Annotated in this window: 9 protein-coding genes and 2 pseudogenes; 9 read left to right on the forward strand and 2 right to left on the reverse strand. The window is 71.0% G+C overall.

The window, feature by feature from the left end:
* The 7 genes and pseudogenes from IEZ15_RS39700 to IEZ15_RS39730 form a co-directional block, all read left to right on the forward strand.
* Positions 1 to 4,188, forward strand: a 4,188-nt coding sequence (locus IEZ15_RS39700) for a protein kinase family protein (RefSeq protein ID WP_506355108.1), incomplete at its 5' end; no start/stop codon positions are given.
* 132 nt (positions 4,189 to 4,320) lie between these two features.
* Positions 4,321 to 5,259: a type VII secretion system-associated protein gene (locus IEZ15_RS45865; RefSeq protein ID WP_229846452.1), complete on the forward strand. Its 939-nt coding sequence runs from the start codon at positions 4,321 to 4,323 to the stop codon at positions 5,257 to 5,259.
* Positions 5,260 to 5,498: 239 nt separating this feature from the next.
* Positions 5,499 to 6,674, forward strand: coding sequence for a methyltransferase (locus tag IEZ15_RS39710; RefSeq protein WP_229846453.1), 1,176 nt, complete (start codon positions 5,499 to 5,501; stop codon positions 6,672 to 6,674).
* 194 nt (positions 6,675 to 6,868) lie between these two features.
* A complete protein-coding gene (locus IEZ15_RS39715) occupies positions 6,869 to 8,233 on the forward strand; it encodes a ricin-type beta-trefoil lectin domain protein (protein ID WP_189281863.1) in 1,365 nt (454 codons plus the stop codon).
* Positions 8,234 to 8,375: 142 nt separating this feature from the next.
* Positions 8,376 to 8,960 carry a hypothetical protein gene (locus IEZ15_RS39720; RefSeq protein ID WP_229846454.1) on the forward strand — a complete coding sequence of 195 codons (585 nt, stop codon included), beginning with the start codon at positions 8,376 to 8,378 and terminating at the stop codon, positions 8,958 to 8,960.
* 126 nt (positions 8,961 to 9,086) lie between these two features.
* Positions 9,087 to 9,569 carry a MarR family winged helix-turn-helix transcriptional regulator gene (locus tag IEZ15_RS39725; RefSeq protein ID WP_189281864.1) on the forward strand — a complete coding sequence of 161 codons (483 nt, stop codon included), beginning with the start codon at positions 9,087 to 9,089 and terminating at the stop codon, positions 9,567 to 9,569.
* Positions 9,570 to 9,681: 112 nt separating this feature from the next.
* Positions 9,682 to 11,304, forward strand: a pseudogene (locus IEZ15_RS39730) (MDR family MFS transporter); the annotation flags it as partial.
* A gap of 186 nt (positions 11,305 to 11,490) precedes the next feature.
* Here the strand turns inward: IEZ15_RS39730 and IEZ15_RS39735 are convergent.
* Together IEZ15_RS39735 and IEZ15_RS39740 are read right to left on the reverse strand one after the other, a co-directional pair.
* Positions 11,491 to 12,318: pseudogene (locus IEZ15_RS39735) on the reverse strand (helix-turn-helix transcriptional regulator).
* A 14-nt stretch (positions 12,319 to 12,332) separates the two neighbouring features.
* Positions 12,333 to 14,834 (reverse strand): FtsX-like permease family protein, encoded by a 2,502-nt coding sequence (locus tag IEZ15_RS39740; RefSeq protein WP_189281865.1) that lies wholly within the window; start codon positions 14,832 to 14,834, stop codon positions 12,333 to 12,335.
* A 324-nt stretch (positions 14,835 to 15,158) separates the two neighbouring features.
* Here IEZ15_RS39740 and IEZ15_RS39745 point away from each other — a divergent pair, with 324 nt between their 5' ends.
* Both IEZ15_RS39745 and IEZ15_RS39750 read left to right on the forward strand, forming a co-directional pair.
* Positions 15,159 to 16,415 (forward strand): sensor histidine kinase, encoded by a 1,257-nt coding sequence (locus tag IEZ15_RS39745; RefSeq protein WP_189281866.1) that lies wholly within the window; start codon positions 15,159 to 15,161, stop codon positions 16,413 to 16,415.
* Positions 16,412 to 17,122 carry a response regulator gene (locus IEZ15_RS39750; protein ID WP_189281867.1) on the forward strand — a complete coding sequence of 237 codons (711 nt, stop codon included), beginning with the start codon at positions 16,412 to 16,414 and terminating at the stop codon, positions 17,120 to 17,122. The genes IEZ15_RS39745 and IEZ15_RS39750 overlap by 4 nt, the downstream gene beginning before the upstream one ends.
* Positions 17,123 to 17,825 lie beyond the last annotated feature (703 nt).

Consider the following 17,825-nt stretch of genomic DNA (forward strand, 5'->3'; position numbering starts at 1 on the left):
GTGGCGTTCCGTGAGGTGCAGACCGGCTGGGTCGAACGTGTGGCCGCGGCCCTCGGGCCCGACTACTCCTCGACCGCTGGGTTCTGGGACGAGTCGGATGCCCATGAGGTCGCCGACGCCGTCGCGCACGAGCGCAGGGAGCGTGCGGTCACTGATTCGCGTTTCGCGGAGCTTGATGGTGTGCGGGCTGGTACGAGGCCGCCGAGGCCGGGCCACAACACGGGGACGCCGTCCCGGATGCTTCAGTTGGGGTCGGGTGGGCACGGGGTCGCCGGCCTGCTGTGGAATCAGGGTGCTGTTCAGCGGGAGATAGCTCTCAGTACCTATTACGGGGTGCGCATCGGGCCTTCGAGTCAGCGCCCGAACACACATTTCAGTCACTCCACGCTTTCCAGGATCGAGAATGTCCTGGCCAGTCTGCCGCGGGAGCACTTCAACGGTCTGGTCGCCATTACACCTGGGCCGTCGAGCGACGGAAGCCGTAGCAGTGAGTACGACGCGGGGACTCAGACTGTCGTCGTCGTCACCCCGTACGGGTTGCCGGCCTGGGCCATGGCCCAGTTGAACCGGGGCAGTGAGTGGCAGCGACGGGTGATGGACCACGCGTCCATGAGCGAGCACGGGGGAATCAGCAGGAGTGGTGACCGGGCCCTGGGCCTGTCCGGACAGCGGCGTCAGGTCATGGCTGGTGTGTCCGATGTGCTGGCGCAGGGCAACTTTATGAAGTGGCTGGTCCGGCACGAGGTTGGTCACCACGTCGACCATCTCAGCCGGTGGATGCAGAGTCTTATCGGGCAGCCACGCTTCGGCGGCTGGCGAGTGCACGAGAACCGGAGCCATGACGATCTGGTCAAGTCTGTTCTGGAGGGATTCGGGCTTGGTGACGGCAGTGCGCCTCTCGGCAGAAACGGACTGAGTCTGCGCGCGGAGGTGGCGTCGCCTCTGCATCCGCGTGACAAGCCGGAGAGGCCTCAGTTGTTCATGGCGCTGCGTGAGGCATTCGCTGATCAGCCCGCCGACTTCAGGAATCGGCTCGAGAACGTCATCCGCTTCGGGCAGATGGCATTCGCGCACCCGTGGATGCTTCCCGACGGTGGCGGGGACCTGCTCGACATCCATGGACGCATGTACCACGTGACCGACGACAACCAGTGGGTCAGTTACCTGCGGTCGGAGCGCGACAACCACGCGGTGTCCAACTACCAGTTCTCCAAGCCGACGGAGTGGTTCGCCGAGGCGTACGCCGCCTTCTACGACCCGGATCCGGCGCCCCGTGAGCGGTTGCATCCCCATACGGTGCACTGGTTCACGACCGAACTGCCCCAACTCCTGGCCCAGTCCGCCCCCGGCCCCTCCGGCAGCTCGGGCGCCTTTGTCGGACACGGGTATACGCGTGCCTATCCGTACCGTCCGGATGCGGACTGGGAGACCAAGTCCCGCCGTGTGCTCCAGGACGCGTTGGTGAATGCGGTGGCCCGCGGGGAGATCGGCACGGCCTATACGAACGGCCTGGTGAAGGCGCTAGAAGCGTGCGGCGTCGGCTTGGTTTCCGCCGGTGGAACCGGTGGCCGCGATCGCGATCGCGACACCGGCACCGGCCGACCGGCGTTCTGGTCGACTCCGGTCAGAAGTCTGCTCCCTTCGGCCCGGGCCTCGGAGGCGCACGAGATGTCGGTGCAGGAGCGCCGGGCGCTGACACAGCGACTGCGGCAGGAGCTGTTCCCGCAGGAGGCGAGGTCGGCGGGTGCCACGACGGACGCCGACGTCCAGCGGCGCTGGGCCCCCCTCTTCGCGCAGGCGCACACCGACCTGGGCCTGCTCGGCGAGGAGGAGCGGGACCAACTGCTGGCGGGCGCCGGGCAGATCATGGCGGGGCGTCACCAGCCGCCGCCGATTGTTCGCGCGGACGTCGCGTCCGGCTCGCCGGAGGCGGCCTACCTCTCCCTGTACGACGACATGGCGGCGCTCGTCGCCGCCCGACTGCGCCGTTCGCCGCGCCCCGACCTCCCGCCGGAACGGCAGCCCGCCCGGCTGCTGTCCGAACTGCTGCGCGAGGAGTTCGGCACGCGGGCCACCAGCGGTGGCGTGGGCGGCGCTCCGGGGAAGTGGCTCAAGAAGCGGCTGACCGGCCGCCGCTCCGAGACGGACCCGCCCGAGGCGGGCCCCTCCGGCACGAGCGGTTTCTTCCAGCCCGGCCCGTCCAGCCAGAACGGCACACCCGGGCAGCACACGTATCCGCAGGGACCGCATCCGCAGACCCCGTACACACAAGCCCCGTACGTACAGGCCCCGTACGCCCAAGGACCGTACGTGCAGGGACCGCACCTCCAGGGAAGCTGGACGACGCCGCGGGTCCCGTACGCGGTCCCGCAGACCCCGCACTCCGTCCCGCAGGCTCCGTACGGCGCTCCGCAGGCCGCGTACGGTGGGCACGGTCCGCAGCCGTACGCCTCGGGCAGCTCCGTGCCGCAGCAGCAGGCACAGCACCGCCCCGCGCCGCTCGCGAGCACGCGCCCCCGGTACTGGCCGACCGGGGTGGCAGTGCAGTGGCGGGAGGGCAACAACGGCGGTGTCCACATCGTCGGCTCGGGCACCGGTGGACAGGCGGTGGTGAAGTTCCACACGGACATCGCTTCCACCATCTACGCCGACGAGTTCATCCGCGGCGTGTCGGACGTACACATCCCCGCATCGCGGGTGCTGGCTCGGGGATCCACCGATGCCCAGGCGCTGGAGTCGGTGATCGCGAGGCACGACCCCTACTGGCCGAACACGCACCGCGAACTCCTGAACGACTACAGCCATGTCACGGTCAGTGAGTTCGCCGAGGGCACCCCCCTCTCCCGGCTGAGCGTGACGGAACGCCGGGCCCTGCTCGCCGACACCGATGCGCTGCGCCGCATCGGTGGACTGATGATGGTGACCGACCCCTTCCTCGGCAGGTCCGACCGTCTCTGGGTCACCCCCTCCGGCAATGCGGTCATCAACTGGGACAACGTGCTCTACAGCGCCCGAGAGCGCCGGGTGACGGCGATCGACAACGACACCGCGTTCATGGACGAGGACTTCAACGCCGCCGCGCACGCCGCGGAGCTGGAGCGGTACTGGGCCGACGACAGCATCGAACAGCTGGCGAACGAGCTCGTCGCCCACCAGATGGGCTTCGCCTCGGGGCTGCACCGCACCCAGGCGGCCGAGGTGCAGGACGAACTGGAGCAGGGCGCGCGGGAGGCACGGGGCCGGATCGGCTCCCGGGCCCTGCGGCAGGGGCCCGTCATCCTGCAGCACTTCACGGACCTGCTGCCGCAGGTGGACGCACCGAACCCGGCCCTGACGGGGGCACTGGCGCAGTACGCGTACTCCCTGTGGGACAGGAGAGGTGCCACCCGCAGGCCGGAGAGTGCGCTGGCCGAGGTGGCGTCGACGGCCGCGTCGGTGACGCCGTACCCGCCTGTCGACCCGGACGTACGCGAGCGCTGGGCCAACCATTTCCAGCACGCCTGGCGGACCCTGAAAGGCCTCGACCCGCGGATGCAGGGCCCGCTTCTGGCCGAGGCGGGGCAGATCATGGCCGGCCGTCACCAGGCGCCACCCCTCGACCGCTCCGGCGCCGCAGGTGCGCCCGAGCATCCGTACAGCACGCTCCACCACGACATGACCGTCCTGATCGCCGAGTCCCTCTACGACTACTCGGGCCGACCGGACGCGGTGCAACAGGCCCAGACCCTCTCCGAGCAACTGCGCCGGGAGTTCGGCACCCAGGCGACCCGGGGCGGCGTGGCGGGGGCGCGCGGCCCCGCCACGGCGGAGACAGCGGGGGCTTCGCAGGGGGAGACGTCACGGAGCGGAGCGTCTGTGACGCTGCTGGACGGGGCGCCGGAGGAGGAGCGGCTGATGGCACTGGCCGCAGCCGCGCACGCCGAAAGTGGAGAAGGAGGGGACATCGTCCACGTGGACGCCATCGGCCCCTTCACACCCACCCCGCAGAAACCGAGAAGACTGGGCCGTTGGGTTCGGAATGTCCGGCTGGGACATACGCAAGTTGATCCGAATACGTATAGGTATCTGATGCGTCTGGGTGCCCTCGGGCTGCAGCATACGAAGATGGTGGTGCGCTCGGAGGCAGAGGTGCGGGAGCGCAAGGAGAAGGAGGAACAGGCGCGCCGGGAGGCAGAGGCGCAGGACTAGGGCCGGGTGGTCATCGAGGCGACGACTCGGTGTGTGAACATGGCCGACACATGTGTGTATGTCCCGCGTCTGCCGACCAGCGTGCGGATGTGAACCACTTCGTCTGTGAGAGGCTGGAACCGGATGCCCGACGTGGCTGAAACACCTGAGCGCGACGAACCGCTGACAGACGTCCCGGAGTCCATCCTGGAGGCTGCCAGGGCGGCCCCCGACCACTGGTTCGGCATGGTCGATCCCGCGTGGCGGGGAGAGGACACTCCACCGGTCTGGGCGGTGGTCGGACAGTACCGGTCCGACGCCGACGGGGAGGTGGTGGAGTGGCAGTACAACGACGACTACCGGCCCTCCCCGAACGCGAACGGCTGGTCGGCGCCCACTGATCCGGTCGACGAGGCGATCCAGCTCGCGGCCACCGGGTACGGCCCGGAGGACGAGGTCTTCCGCCTGCTCGCCGACGCGGAGGTCGGCGTCATGCTCGCGCCCGACGGGAGCCCGGTCGAGGCATGCAGTCCGGACGGCACCCCTGTCGTTCCGGTCTTCACCTCGGACCCCCAGCTTTGGTCCGGCGGGCGGTATGCGGCGCGCACCGTCCCGGTGCGGGACCTCGTGCGGGAACTCGACGAAGAGATCTACCTCTATGTGAATCCCGCGGGCGCGGTCAGCATGACCGTTGCCCCCGAGCAACTGGCGACGGAGACCGTGGCTGAGCAGCCGGTGGAGGCCACTGCTGCGGCTCCACAGGCCGAGCCGGACACCGGGGTGGACGACGACGCCCCTCCCGCGAGCGAATCTTCGGCGAGTGATCCTTCCTCTGATCCCTCCTCGCAGCCCCCGGACGAACCGTACGACCCCATACGACGCGTGGAGACCGTCAGCCTGCCCGACGCCGAGCCCGGGTTGGACGGCGAGCCGGACACGGAGCCGGATCCCGAACCGGACCCGAAGCCGGACACTGAGCAGGATCCCGATCCGGACCCCGATCCGGACGGCGATCCCCGAAACGGCAGCCGCACTCCCGTTTCCTCCACGCAGGAACATCTCGTCAACATCCTGAGCGGTGGAGCCGGCTGAGCAGGTGTGCTGATCCTCGGCCGTGAGGTGTGACGGTTGCCGTGTTTTGGCAGCCGGGCAGCACCTGTGCGAGTCTGCTTTCTCTCGTTCGAAAGGACTGGCCTGATGCTCGGCATGGTTGTCTGGGACGTCCGCTCTCGCGCTTCGACGCGAGAGCGGTAGCGGCCGCCTGCCTCAACGCACACGCCTGTCCGACGGCCGGGTGTCGGTTCGGTCTGCTCCTCGTCGAAGTGCTTCTCATGCCCTGCACGTTCGACCATGAGGAGTACGTGGTGTCCACGATCCACTGGACCCAAGGCCAAGGTCCCACCCACCAGTCCGCCCGCTGGCATTCCGAGAACGGCACCGCCTGTCCGCGACGCGTCGTCGTCGCCGACGACCGGACGAGGGCCGACGACGCCTACCGCCAGGCGTGCGAAGGAACGGCCCTGCTGTGGCGAGGCGACTTCCACAACGCCCGGCAACTCCTGCAGGCGATGGGCCGCCGCATCGATCGCAAACCGCCCAGAACCGGTACCTCCGCCGGTGAGTCCTTCCACCTGCACCGCCGAGCCGGCAGCCACCGCGCCCGGGTCCTCGGCAAACTCCTGGTGCTGCTGGGCGACGACCACACCCTGGCGTTGCGCCGGGCTCCCGACGTTCGCCAGGCGTGCCGGGAAGCCTATGGCCCGCCGGAGGGGCCCATGGCGGTCTCTCTCAAAGAACTGCTGGGAGTGATCGGCGCGCACCAGTGGCGCGTGAAAGGCGTCGATGTGCCGGCACTGGGCAAGCGCATCCACCCGCACTACGGTGTGTTCGCGCCCGTCAGAGGCGAGTACGTCGACCTGGTCGCCCGGGCGCCCCTTCCGTTGATCCGGAACGCAGCCGCCACCGGTACGGCATTCGACCTCGGTACGGGGACCGGCGTCCTGGCTGCCGTCCTGGCCCGCCGGGGGATCCGTCGGATCGTGGCCACGGACATCAGCCCGCGCGCCTTGACCTGCGCCAAGGAAAACGTCCGTCGGCTCGGACTCACCGACCGTGTCGACGTGACGGGTCCGTGCCTGTTCCCGGAAGGCCGTGCCGACCTCGTCGTGTGCAACCCGCCCTGGCTCCCCGCCCGTCCGGCCGGGACCATCGAGCAAGGTGTCTACGACCCGGACAGCACCATGCTCCGAGGCTTCCTCGCCGGACTGTCCAGCCATCTCCGACCGGGCGGCGAGGGGTGGCTCGTCCTGTCGGACCTGGCAGAACACCTCGGCCTCAGGACACGCACGCACCTGCTCGACGCGATCCGGGCAGCACACCTCAGAGTGGAGGACAAGATCGACACCAAACCCCGTCATCCGCGGTCCAGGGACACCAGTGATCCACTGCACGCCGCACGAAGTGCCGAGACCACGTCCCTCTGGCGGCTGACTGCCGACACCCCATGAGGAGCGGGTGAACCCGCTCGGGGCACAGGTGTGTTCATGAGAGGGCTTGCGAACCCTAGAATCAGCGACTGAACACTGGGCGGGTCATCGACAGCAGGTGTTCTGAGGCAATCGGCACACCTGGTCGGCCCGCCCGTGGTGTCACATCAGAGCGTCGCATCCACGTGTCACACCGACCCCACCGGAAAGGTGTCATGACGACTTCCAAACCCAACGGCTCTCCCGACGAGCCGACAGCCGTGGCCTCCGCGCAGGCCGAGGCGGAGGGCGTCGGCGAAGCCGAGAAGAAGCCGGAGAGCGCCGCCACGATGGCGGAACGCATCCTGACCTCGGCGCGGCCCCCGGGGCGTTCGGCTGTGCCGTCCGCCATGGCCGAGCCCGAGCCCGAACCCGAAGAACTCGAAGAACCCGAACAACGGGAGGAGAACCAGGAAACCGAGGAAGCCGAAGCCGATCCCGAGGCCCTCGGCACGCTCGCGCCCGCGACCGCCTCCGGGCACTCGACGAGCACGGCCGAGCCGGCCGCCCGGACGTCCGCCGGTCCGAAGGCGACGGCGTCGGCGGACGCGGACACGGCGGACACCGCGGACGCTGCCAAGGCGAACGCGGACGCGGACGCCGACACGACCGCGGAGAAGGCCACCGGATCCGACGACGCCACAGGCGACTCCGCCAGGACGGCGGTCAAGGCCGCCCCCGGCCGGCCGCACAAGAGCCTGCTCGCGGGCGCCGCCATCGTCGGCGCGCTGCTGATTTCCGTACCCTTCCTGATCAGTGGCGGCGACGGCGACGACGGACGGTCGTCCGCGAAGACGGGCACCGCTCCGGGCACGGTGCTGGAGGGTCTGGCCACAGGCGCGGCTCCCGGCGTGGTCGGCTCGGAGTCGCCCTCGCCGCACGCGTCCAAGGCGAAAGGCGGCGTGCAGCCGAAGACCGTCACCACCACCGGTCCGAACGGCAAGCCCGTCGTCGTGACGGTGACGCCGAAGGCGGGCGCGTCGGGGGGCGGGAAGAAGTCCACGGGAGGGGACGAACCGGTCAGTGTGAAGGAGGGATCGGGCAAGACGTCCTCCCGCTCCGGAGGTACCTCGGGCGACACATCCTCCGGCTCCGGGGCGAAGTCGAACAACAACACGTCCAAGACGACCTCGGGTGAGTCCTGGTCCGGCGGCGTGCAGATCTACAGCCACGCCTCCGGCCGCTGCATCGGCATCGCCAACAGTCCGGGCGCGCCCGTCGGCTCCAAGCTGGTGATCTGGGACTGCTACAACGAGTCCTACCAGCGGTGGAAGTTCGTCGACGGCACCGTGCGGTCCGAGGGCAAGTGCATGAACGTCAGCGGTGGTGCGACGAACAACGGTGCCGTCATCAACTGGACGACATGCAACGGGTCGGGCGCGCAGCAGTTCCGTCTGAACTCGTCGCACGACCTGACCAACCCGCAGTCCGGCAACAAGTGTGTCGACGTGATCGATCAGCGGACCGACAACGGAGCGCGTCTGCAGTTGTGGCAGTGCTCCGGCACGCCCAACCAGAAGTGGAGCACGCGCACTCCGTAGGCGGCTTTGCCGTCCCGGTGCACGAGCAGGTGCCCGCTCCCGTGAGGGGGCGGGCACCCTCGGCCGTCCTCGGCGGTGTCGACGCGTCTACGCGGAGGTCGTCACCAGCCCGGAGCACGGGCCCCGCATCCCCCGGGCGGCGATGCGGCCGCCCGTCGAGCGCAGGGGAGTGGCGGTCGTGGTCGTCCCCGGCGAGATCTTCCCTGGCCGGACCGACCGCGACCTGGCGCCCGCTGTGGTGCGTCCGGCCAGGGCCCTTGTCCGCCCGGACGACGGCGCCCTGCGCGAGGCCGCCGCCCTGCTGAACGACGCGCGGCGGGTGACGATCGTGGCGGGTGCCGGCGCCGCCGGTGCCCACGACGACCTGGTCCGGCTCGCCGAGACCCTCGAGGCGCCCGTCGTGCACGCCCTGCGGGGCAAGGAGTACGTGGAGTACGACAACCCCTACGACGTCGGCCCGACCGGCCTGCTCGGCTTCGCCTCCGGCTACAAGGCGATCGAGGAGGCGGACACCCTGCTGATGCTCGGCACCGACTTTCCGTACCGGCAGTTCTATCCGCGCGACGCCCCGCCCGCCAGGAACTGTCCGTGCCCCCGGCGGTCACGGTGGAGCAGGCCAAGGGCTTCACCCTCTACGCCATCCGCACCATCCTCTCCGGCCGGGGCGGGGAACTCCTCGACCTGGTCACCACCAACGTGGCCCGCCGGATCCTGCGCTGACACCTGAGCAGCGACACCCGAGACCGGAATACATATCTCCGATGACATATGTGTGTTACGGCACACCTTTATAATTTGCCCAAGGCAACCGAGTAACACATAGTTGCCTCAAGCAATGACAATGGAGGCACGTGTGGCCGAGAAGGCTCCGTACGAGGAGTTGATGCGCCAGCTGAGCGCCATCGGATCGGTACGGCGGGAGCTGGGCCGGATCCTTCCGTACGACTGCTCCAGCGGCTCCGCCGCGGTGCTGGCGCTGCTCGGCCGTGACGGCCATATGCGCATCGGCAGGCTCGCGGAGCTGCTCGCCGTCGACATGTCGGTCGCCAGCCGCCATGTGGCGCACCTGGCCGCGCGGGGCTGGATCGACCGCAGCCCCGATCCCGCGGACCGGCGCTCGCGCATCCTGCGTCTGACCCCCGAGGGCCGGGCCCGCCTCGCCGAACTGTCGGAAAGCACCACCGAGCTGCTCGCGGCCCGGCTCAGCGACTGGAGCGACGAGGACGTGGCCCGACTGACCCGGCTCCTGGCCCGGTTCCGGGCGAGCTTCGACGCCCCGTGCGCCGAGCCGCCCGAGCCCGACCGTTCCCCCCGTACACCCGCAGTCACCACATAAGGAAACACGACCCATGACAACCACCCCACGACCAGGTGTACGGGCCCACGACCACCGTGGCGGAGACTCCGCCCGAACGCCGACAGCCGAGAATCCGTCGGCCCGGACGCCGATGACCCACGCGCAGATCATGCGCGCCCTGTCCGGACTGCTGCTCGGCCTGTTCTGCGCCATCCTCTCCTCGACCGTGGTCACCAACGCGCTGCCGAGGATCATCAACGACCTCGGCGGCGGCCAGAGCGCCTACACCTGGGTCGTCACCGCCTCCCTGCTGGCCGTGACCGCCTCCACGCCCCTGTGGGGCAAGCTCGCGGACCAGTTCAGCAAGAAGATCCTGGTCCAGTCGGCACTGGTCGTCTATGTGGTCGGATCCCTGGTGGCCGGTCTGGCGCAGAACCCCGCGACCCTGATCGGCGCCCGCGTCATCCAGGGCCTGGGCGGCGGCGGTCTGTCCGCGCTGGCGCAGGTCGTCCTGGCTGCGATGATCTCTCCGCGCGAGCGCGGCCGTTACTCCGGCTACCTCGGCGCCACCTTCGCCGTCGCCACCGTCGGCGGCCCGCTGCTCGGCGGTGTCATCACCGACACCAGCTGGCTCGGCTGGCGCTGGTGCCTCTTCGTCGGCATCCCCTTCGCATGCGTCGCGCTGGTCGTGCTCCAGCGGACGCTGAACCTGCCCACGGTCAAGCGGCAGGTCAAGGTCGACTGGACCGGCGCCTTCTTCGTCACCGCGGCCGTCTGCACCCTGCTGATCTGGGTCACCTTCGCCGACGACAAGTACGACTGGCTGTCCTGGCAGACGTACACGCTGGTCGGTGCGTCCGCCGTGCTGACACTGATCTTCCTGTTCGTGGAGACGAAGGCCGGCGAGCCGATCATCCCGCTGCACCTGTTCCGCAACCCCACCGTCACCCTCGCCTCGATTGCCTCGCTGTTCGTCGGCGTCGCGCTGTTCGCGGGCACCGTCTTCCTCAGCCAGTACTTCCAGCTGGCGCGCGGCGACTCCCCGACGAAGTCCGGCGTCATGACCATCCCGTTCATCGCCGGCCTGTTCGTCTCCTCCACCGTCTCCGGCCGGATCATCACCCGCACCGGCAAGTGGAAGGGCTGGCTGCTGGCGGGCGGAATCCTGCTGACGGCCGGCCTGGCCCTGCTGGGCATGCTCCGCTACGACACCCCGTACCTGTTCATCGCGCTGTGCATGGCGCTGATGGGCCTCGGCGTCGGCATGACGCTCCAGAACCTCGTGCTGTGCACCCAGAACCAGGTGTCCCCGAGCGACCTGGGCGCCGCGTCCTCCACGGTGACCTTCTTCCGGTCTCTCGGCGGAGCGGTGGGCGTCTCGGTGCTCGGCTCCATCCTCACCACCCGGATCGGCCACTACGCCCGCGAGACCATCACCCGGCTCGGCCCGCAGGACCGGGCGACGGCCGCGAAGGCCTCCGGCAGCGGCGAACTGCCCGACCTGGCCATGCTGCCCGCCCCGGTCCGCACGTGGCTGGAGGGCGCCTACGGGCACGGCATCGGCGACATCTTCATGTACGCCGCCCCGATCGCCCTGATCGCTTTCCTGGTGACGCTGTTCATCAAGGAAGTCCCGCTGCGGAATTCCAGCGGCCTCGTTCAGGCGGCGCGGGCCGTCAAGACGAGCACAGGGGTGGAGCCTCGCACGGCCCTCGAAGGAGAGGAAGGACCGGCCGCTCCAGCCCGGCACACCCCTCGGGCTCAGGACGGCACATCCTGAGCTGTCGGAAGGACCACCGTGTGCTGGGTCCAGAGCTGGGGAGCGGCACACCCTGAAGCTCCCCGCCACGACAACCGACATCCCCTGTTGTCACGGACTCCACGCTACGAGGAGAACCTCACCCCCGATTGAGTTGCGACGCTCTGTGACCGCTGGCGAGACGTGTGCGCATCCTTCGTTTCAGGCCGCCTGCGTGGCCAGCCTGCGCAGGGCCTGCACGGCAGGTGATCCGGGGTCGGCCGTCATCAGGACAACCTCCTGGTCATCCTCGGGCACGAGCAGGACGTCGCAGTTCAACCGCATCGCACCGGCCTCCGGATGGTCCAGGGTCTTGGTGCGGTGCCCGGGAGCGTGGACGGGACGCGCCTCCCAGATCTGCCGGAACTCCTCACTGCCGACGCGCAGTTCGGCCAGCAGCGCGGCCAGTTGCGGGTCATGCGGGTAGCGGTCCGCGGCCCGGCGCAGCCGCGCCACCACGATGTGCCCGAATTCCTCGGTGCTGGAGCTCTCGTACATCCGCTCCTGGCCCAGGAAGCGGCGTCGGGCCAGGTTCGTCGTCCCGCCTCTGAGGTCGGCGCCGAGCAGTGCCCGGGCCAGGGGGTTCCAGGCGACGACGTCGTACGCCGCGTCAGTGACGATGGCACCGGTCTCCGGCAGCCGCTCCAGCATCCGGGCCACGTGCGGGCGCACCCGCCGCACGGTGCTGATGTCGGGCGGCGCGCTCGAACCCGCCAGGCGGAACAGATGGCTGCGCTCGGCCGGTGTGAGCCGTAGCGCGCGGGCCAGCGCGTCCAGGATCCGGGCCGATGGCCGCGGCCCCTGGGCCTGCTACAGCCGTGTGTAATAGTCGACCGACATGTGGGCGAGCTCCGCCACCTCTTCGCGGCGCAGACCCGGTGTGCGGCGGTCGGTGCCCGTCGCCGCCAGGCCGATCTCCAGACAGCCGCGGCGGTGGCGCCCGCGCTCCGCCCCACGCCGTGGGCCCTCGCTCGGCGCGTGGACGGACATGGCCGCGGTGCCGGTCACCCCACCTCGCCGCCCACAGCCCGCGGCACCGGGATCGCGGACGCCCGCGCCGCCGGGCCGAGCGCGGCGAGCACACCGACCACGCTCGCACCCACGAGCAGCGCCACCAGGGACGTCCACGGCACCGAGATCACCGCGCCCGCCTGCCCCGCGACCGCCGCCACCCCGGCCGCGCCGCCCGCGACGATGCCCAGTCCGGCGCCCAGTGCCGACACCACCACCGACTCCAGCCGCAGCATGGATCGCACCCCCGCCCGGTCGAGTCCGACCGCGCGCAGCAGGCCGATCTCCCGGGCCCGCTCGAAGACCGCCATGCCCATGGTGTTGGCCACGCCCAGCGCCGCGACGGCGGCCGTGACGCTGAGCATCGCGTACAGCACGGACAACAGAGAGCCGAATCCCCGCTCCGCGTCCCGTCCCACGTCCGCCCGGTCCTGGACGACCAGCACCGGATTGCGCAGGGCCCGGCGGATCTCCTTCTTCAGATCCGTCGTATGTCCCGGCTCAGCACGCACCAGCACCGAGATCACGGCGCCGCCCCCGGCCACGGCACTCTCGGGCAGCAGGGCCGGGCCGAGGGCCTCTGGTCCGTCGTAGACCGCCACGACTTCGCGGTCCAGCGCCCGGCTGTCGGGGACGCCCGCGTCCGACAGTTCCTCGCCGGTGACCCGGTCGCCCACCCGCCATCCGTGCTCCGCGGCGAGCTTCCGCGTGACGGCGATCCCGTGGGACAGGCCGTCCAGGTCGCCGGAGCGCACCGTGAGGTCGGCGAGGCGGCCCCGGCCCACGGCCACCGGATCCACCGCCACCGCCCACAGATCGCCCCCGTCGCTCAGGCGGAAACCGGCCTCGCGCACCGCGCTGACCGCCGTCACGTGCGGCAGCCGTGCCACCCGCCCGGCCGTCCCCGCGCCGATCTCGGCGAAGTCGACCGCGCTGATCCGCAGATCCGTCGGCAGCGCCGCCACGGCCTCCCGCCCCGCCGTGGCGCTCAGCGAGGACAGCGCCACGGTGACCGCGCTGACGAGCGCCACGCACACGGTGACGGCACCGGCGGTCGCGGCGGTGCGCCGGGGATTGCGGCGGGCGTTGGCCAACGCCAAGGTGCCGCGCGCCCCGGCCAGCCGCCGCACCGGCGCCCGCAGCACATGGGTGACGGCCCGGGCGAACTGTGGAATGAGCAGGATCAGCCCGACCAGCAGCACCGGCGTGGCCAGGGACAGGACCGCGAGATCCCCCTCGCCGGCGGCCAGCAGCAGCGCGCCGGCCACGGTGACGGCGAGTCCCAACAGGCCCCGGCGCCCCTGTGCCACGGCCGGGACCGGCACGTCAGTGCGCAACGCCGCCACCGGGGCGACGGCGGAGGCCCGCAGCGCGGGGACATACGCAGCGGCCGTCGTGAACCCCACTCCGACCCCCAGTGCGGCCAGCAGCGGGAGGGGGGAGAGGACGTCCAGCGGGGCCGCCCCCGCGGGTCCGGCGGCCGGTCCGAACAGGGCGGCGAGCGCGGCGGCGACACCGACGCCGAGTGCGTATCCGGCCACGGCCGCCCCGGCGCCCACCAGGGCCGCCTCGGCGAGCACCGTGCGCAGCACCTGGCCGCGGCTCGCGCCCACCGCGCGCAGCAGGGCGTGCTCACGGGCACGGGCGGTGCTGAGCATGGTGAACGTATTGCTCACCAGGAACGCGGAGACGAACAGAGCGATCCCGGCGAAGAGCAGCAGCAGTGTGCCGAGCTTCTTCCGGTCGGGCGCCGCGGCGGCCTCCGCGTCCAGCCGGGCCCGGGTTACCGCCTCCAGCCCGTGTGGCAGCACCCGTGCCACCCGCTTCGCGAGCGCAGCGGAGGAGGTGCCGGGGGCGGTCGTCAGCGTCACCGACGCGTACCGGCCCGGGGCGGGCGCGAACAGGGCGCGCGCGGTGCGCATGTCGAACGCGGTGACCGTGCCGGCGGCGGTGGTGGCGGGGTCGTACACCGTGAACACCCCGGTGAGCCGGACGGCGCGAACCTCGCCCGCGACGACGATCCGCACCCGGTCGCCGACCCGGTGCCCGGCACGCCGGGCCGCCAACCGGTCGACGGCGACCTCTCCGGGGCCGTGCGGGCCGCGTCCCTCGGTCATCGGACAGCGCGGATCGGCTCCGTGCCCGTCGGGTACGAAGCCGACCCCCACGTCGGCGGAGGGCGGGCCGACCAGGGTGCCGTCGCGCGCCACCAGGAAGGCCCGCCCCCGCAGAGTGCCGCGCGCCGACGCCACCCCGGGCAGCGAGGCGAGCCGCTGACGCACCGCCTCACCGGGAGGTGCGCCGTCCCCGGCCGGGCGCACCTCCACCGACACATCGGGACGCGAGGCCTGCTGGAGCCGGGCCGCGCCCCGGGCCAGGGACTGGGTGTACAGCAGCGAGCCGCTGACACAGGCGACCCCGATCAGCACCGCCAGGGCCGGCAGGACGAAGCGGCGCAGGTCACGTAGGACGGAACGCACGACGGTGGGGAGCATGGGGCCCTTCCAGTGCTGCGGGTGAAGGACACGGCGCCGGTGTCCGTGGTCCGGTGGTGTTGAGGGCTGGTCTGCCGGTGGTCCGTGGCCGGGTGGTGCAGGTGGTCGGCGAACCGGTGGTCCACGGCCCGGTGCTGCCGGCGGACGGCGAGCCGTCGGCACGGTGGACAGCGCCCCGCCGGTCGTCGGCGGACGATCCGATCCTGGACCCGGCCGCAGCCCGCGCGGATCGACCGGACGACCGAATGCCGAGCCGTGGGCCTCCCACGCCTCGTCCGTTCGGTTGAGGCAGTGCCCCGGCGGAGCGCCGTAACCTCCACAGACATGAACCAGTTCTTCGACGTACCGGCGGGCGGCAGGCGGATCGCGGTGGTCTGCGCGGCGGTGCTGCTGGCTGCCGCGGTGGCCACCGAGGGCGCGGACACCGGCTCCGCGCCGGCGGCCATCGCCTGGACCGTCTCCGGGGGACTGCCGCTGGCGGCGCTGGCCGCGCGCCGGGACCGCTTCGACGCGATGGCCCTCGCGGGTGTCCTCGCGTCCTGCCTGGTGACCCTGCTGGAGACACGGACGGGCGCGCGCCCCGAGACGACCTTCGGCCTCGTCGAGACCTGCGCCCTGCTGCTGGTCGTCGTCCGTGCGGTGCGCCTGCGCCCGCCGCTGCGGGCCACGGCCCTGGCCGGGGGAGCGCTGGTCGCGCTGACCGTGATCGTGCTGCGGCTGCCTCCGTCCGAGTACGAACGGCTGGTGCCGTTCGCCGTACCGGCCCTCTGGTTCGCGGCCGCCCTGGCGGCCGTGCTCGGCCTGTACCTCCGGCTGCTCGACCGGTACCGGGCGCAGGAGCACCGGGCCGGGCTCCAGGCGCAGCGCCTGGACCACGCGCGGGAACTGCACGACTTCGTCGGCCACCATGTGACCGCGATCATCGCCCAGTCCAAGGCCGTACGCTTCGCCACGGCGGCCGGCTGCCCGCCGTCGACCCAGGAGCTGGACGGCATGTTCGCGGCCATCGAGGAGGCCGGGTCACAGGCCATGCAGTCGATGCGGAGCATGGTGACGGTCCTGCGCAGCCCCGGCGGCCCCGGCGCCGCGACGGCGCCCGGCGGCGAACTTGCCGACCTGCGCACCCTGACACAGCGGTTCGCGCGGACCGGACCGGCCACGACCCTCGCCCTCGCCCCCCGTCTCGCCGCCGGCGGCCTGCCGCCCGGCATCGCCACCACCGTGCACCAGATCGTCCGCGAGTCGCTGACCAACGTCCGCAAGCACGCGCGCCGCGCCAAGGCGGTCACCGTCGATGTACGCCTGGACGGCGACACCACCCGCCCGGCCGTTCTGGTGTCGGTGACCGACGACGGACCGGACACCGCCGGACACACCGGCGAACCCGCCGACGGCCCACGCTCCGGCTATGGCCTGGTCGGGCTGTCGGAGCGCGCGGCCATGGTCGGCGGCACCGTCACCGCGGGCGCGCAGGTAGGTGTGGGCTGGATCGTCGAGGCACGTATTCCGCTTCCCGGACCGCTCCCCGATCCGCGTCTTGGACCCGGGGACGACCGGACGAATGCCACCCTGGACGCATGACGATCAGCATTCTCATCGCCGATGACCAGCCGATGATCCGTTCGGCATATGACATGATCCTCGGCTCCCAGCCCGACATGGAGATCGTCGCCTCGGTGGCCGACGGGGCGTCCGCGGTACGGGAGGCCAGGCGGCTGCGTCCGGACGTGTGCCTGCTCGACATCAGGATGCCCGGCCTCGACGGCCTGGAGGCGACCCGGCTGCTGGCGGGCCCGGAGGCGGCCGACCCGCTGAGGGTTCTCATCGCCACCACCTTCGACCTGGACGACTACGTGTACCGGGCGCTGCGCCACGGGGCATGTGGCTTCCTCCTCAAGGACGGTTCCCCCGCGCTGCTCATCGAGGCCGTGCGGGCCGTGGCCGCCGACAACGCCCTCATCTCCCCGGCGGTCACGGTCCGCCTGCTGAGGTACCTGACCGACGCCGCATCCGAGGCCGCCTCCGGAAAGCCGGCAGGCGGCTCCCGATACTCGGCCGGTATGCCGGAACTCCCTCTCACCGCACGCGAGTTGGATGTCGTACGGCTGGTCGCCCGCGGCCGTACCAACGAGGAGCTGGCGGCTGAACTGCACATCACGCTCTCCACCGTCAAGACACATCTCGGCAGCGTGCAGCGCAAGCTCGCGGCCCGTAACCGCGTCGAGATCGCCGCCTGGGCCTGGGAGAACAGCATCTGCACGGGCAGGGAGGCACCGGGCGACGGCTGACCGGGCGCCGGGGACACGCAAACCGCAGGGCTCCCCCGTGGTCCGGTCGTGAGGCGGTTGAGCATGCTGAGGTCATGTGCATCGACATCGTCGTCGACGACGCCCCAGGGTTTCGTGCAATGCCGCGACGCTGCTGACGGCTCGGGGGGTGGATTCTTGCATGCTCAACCATGTGTCGATGAGTGCGAAATCAGTCATACACATGTGTGTGACCGGTTTCGCTGTGACCTGACGTGTCGTCGGCTTCTTGACGGAGATATCTGAGATCGGAATTCTCATAACCCGTTAACACGGTGACGTCCTGCGGGTGTGTGCGTAGGTCTCGCACACCCCGGATCGAACGCGAGGAAGCGACATGATCAGCAGGCGGAGACCGACTCAGGCCATGACGGCGGCAGCGGCGGTGGGAGCCGCCGATCCTTCCGGGGCCGGTCAGGCGTCGGCAGTCACGGGTACGGCAGCCGTCAAGGCCCCGACCGGGCGGGCCGCATATGACCTGGGGCCGGTGCGCCGGACCCGTACCGACGTACTGGACCTCGCCTGCCACGACGTCGGCCCGGCCCATGGCAAGCCGGTGATCCTCCTGTACGGCTGGCTTTTCAGTCCTGTCAGCTCCTACGCCGAGGTGGCCCCCTCGCCCGGCGCGGATACCGCTGCTACATCCCCTGCCTGCGCGGCCACGGCCTGGCGACCGCGCGGCTGG

The organism is Streptomyces atratus, assembly GCF_014648655.1.
Classification (GTDB): domain Bacteria; phylum Actinomycetota; class Actinomycetes; order Streptomycetales; family Streptomycetaceae; genus Streptomyces; species Streptomyces atratus.

What these genes read in the sequence shown, in the direction of transcription:
- IEZ15_RS39710 (WP_229846453.1), top strand. Translation starts at nt 5,499, where the DNA reads ATGCCCTGCACGTTCGACCATGAGGAGTACGTGGTGTCCACGATCCAC.
- IEZ15_RS39715 (WP_189281863.1), top strand. Translation starts at nt 6,869, where the DNA reads ATGACGACTTCCAAACCCAACGGCTCTCCCGACGAGCCGACAGCCGTG.
- IEZ15_RS39720 (WP_229846454.1), top strand. Translation starts at nt 8,376, where the DNA reads ATGCGGCCGCCCGTCGAGCGCAGGGGAGTGGCGGTCGTGGTCGTCCCC.
- IEZ15_RS39740 (WP_189281865.1), bottom strand. Translation starts at nt 14,834, where the DNA reads ATGCTCCCCACCGTCGTGCGTTCCGTCCTACGTGACCTGCGCCGCTTC.
- IEZ15_RS39745 (WP_189281866.1), top strand. Translation starts at nt 15,159, where the DNA reads ATGAACCAGTTCTTCGACGTACCGGCGGGCGGCAGGCGGATCGCGGTG.
- IEZ15_RS39750 (WP_189281867.1), top strand. Translation starts at nt 16,412, where the DNA reads ATGACGATCAGCATTCTCATCGCCGATGACCAGCCGATGATCCGTTCG.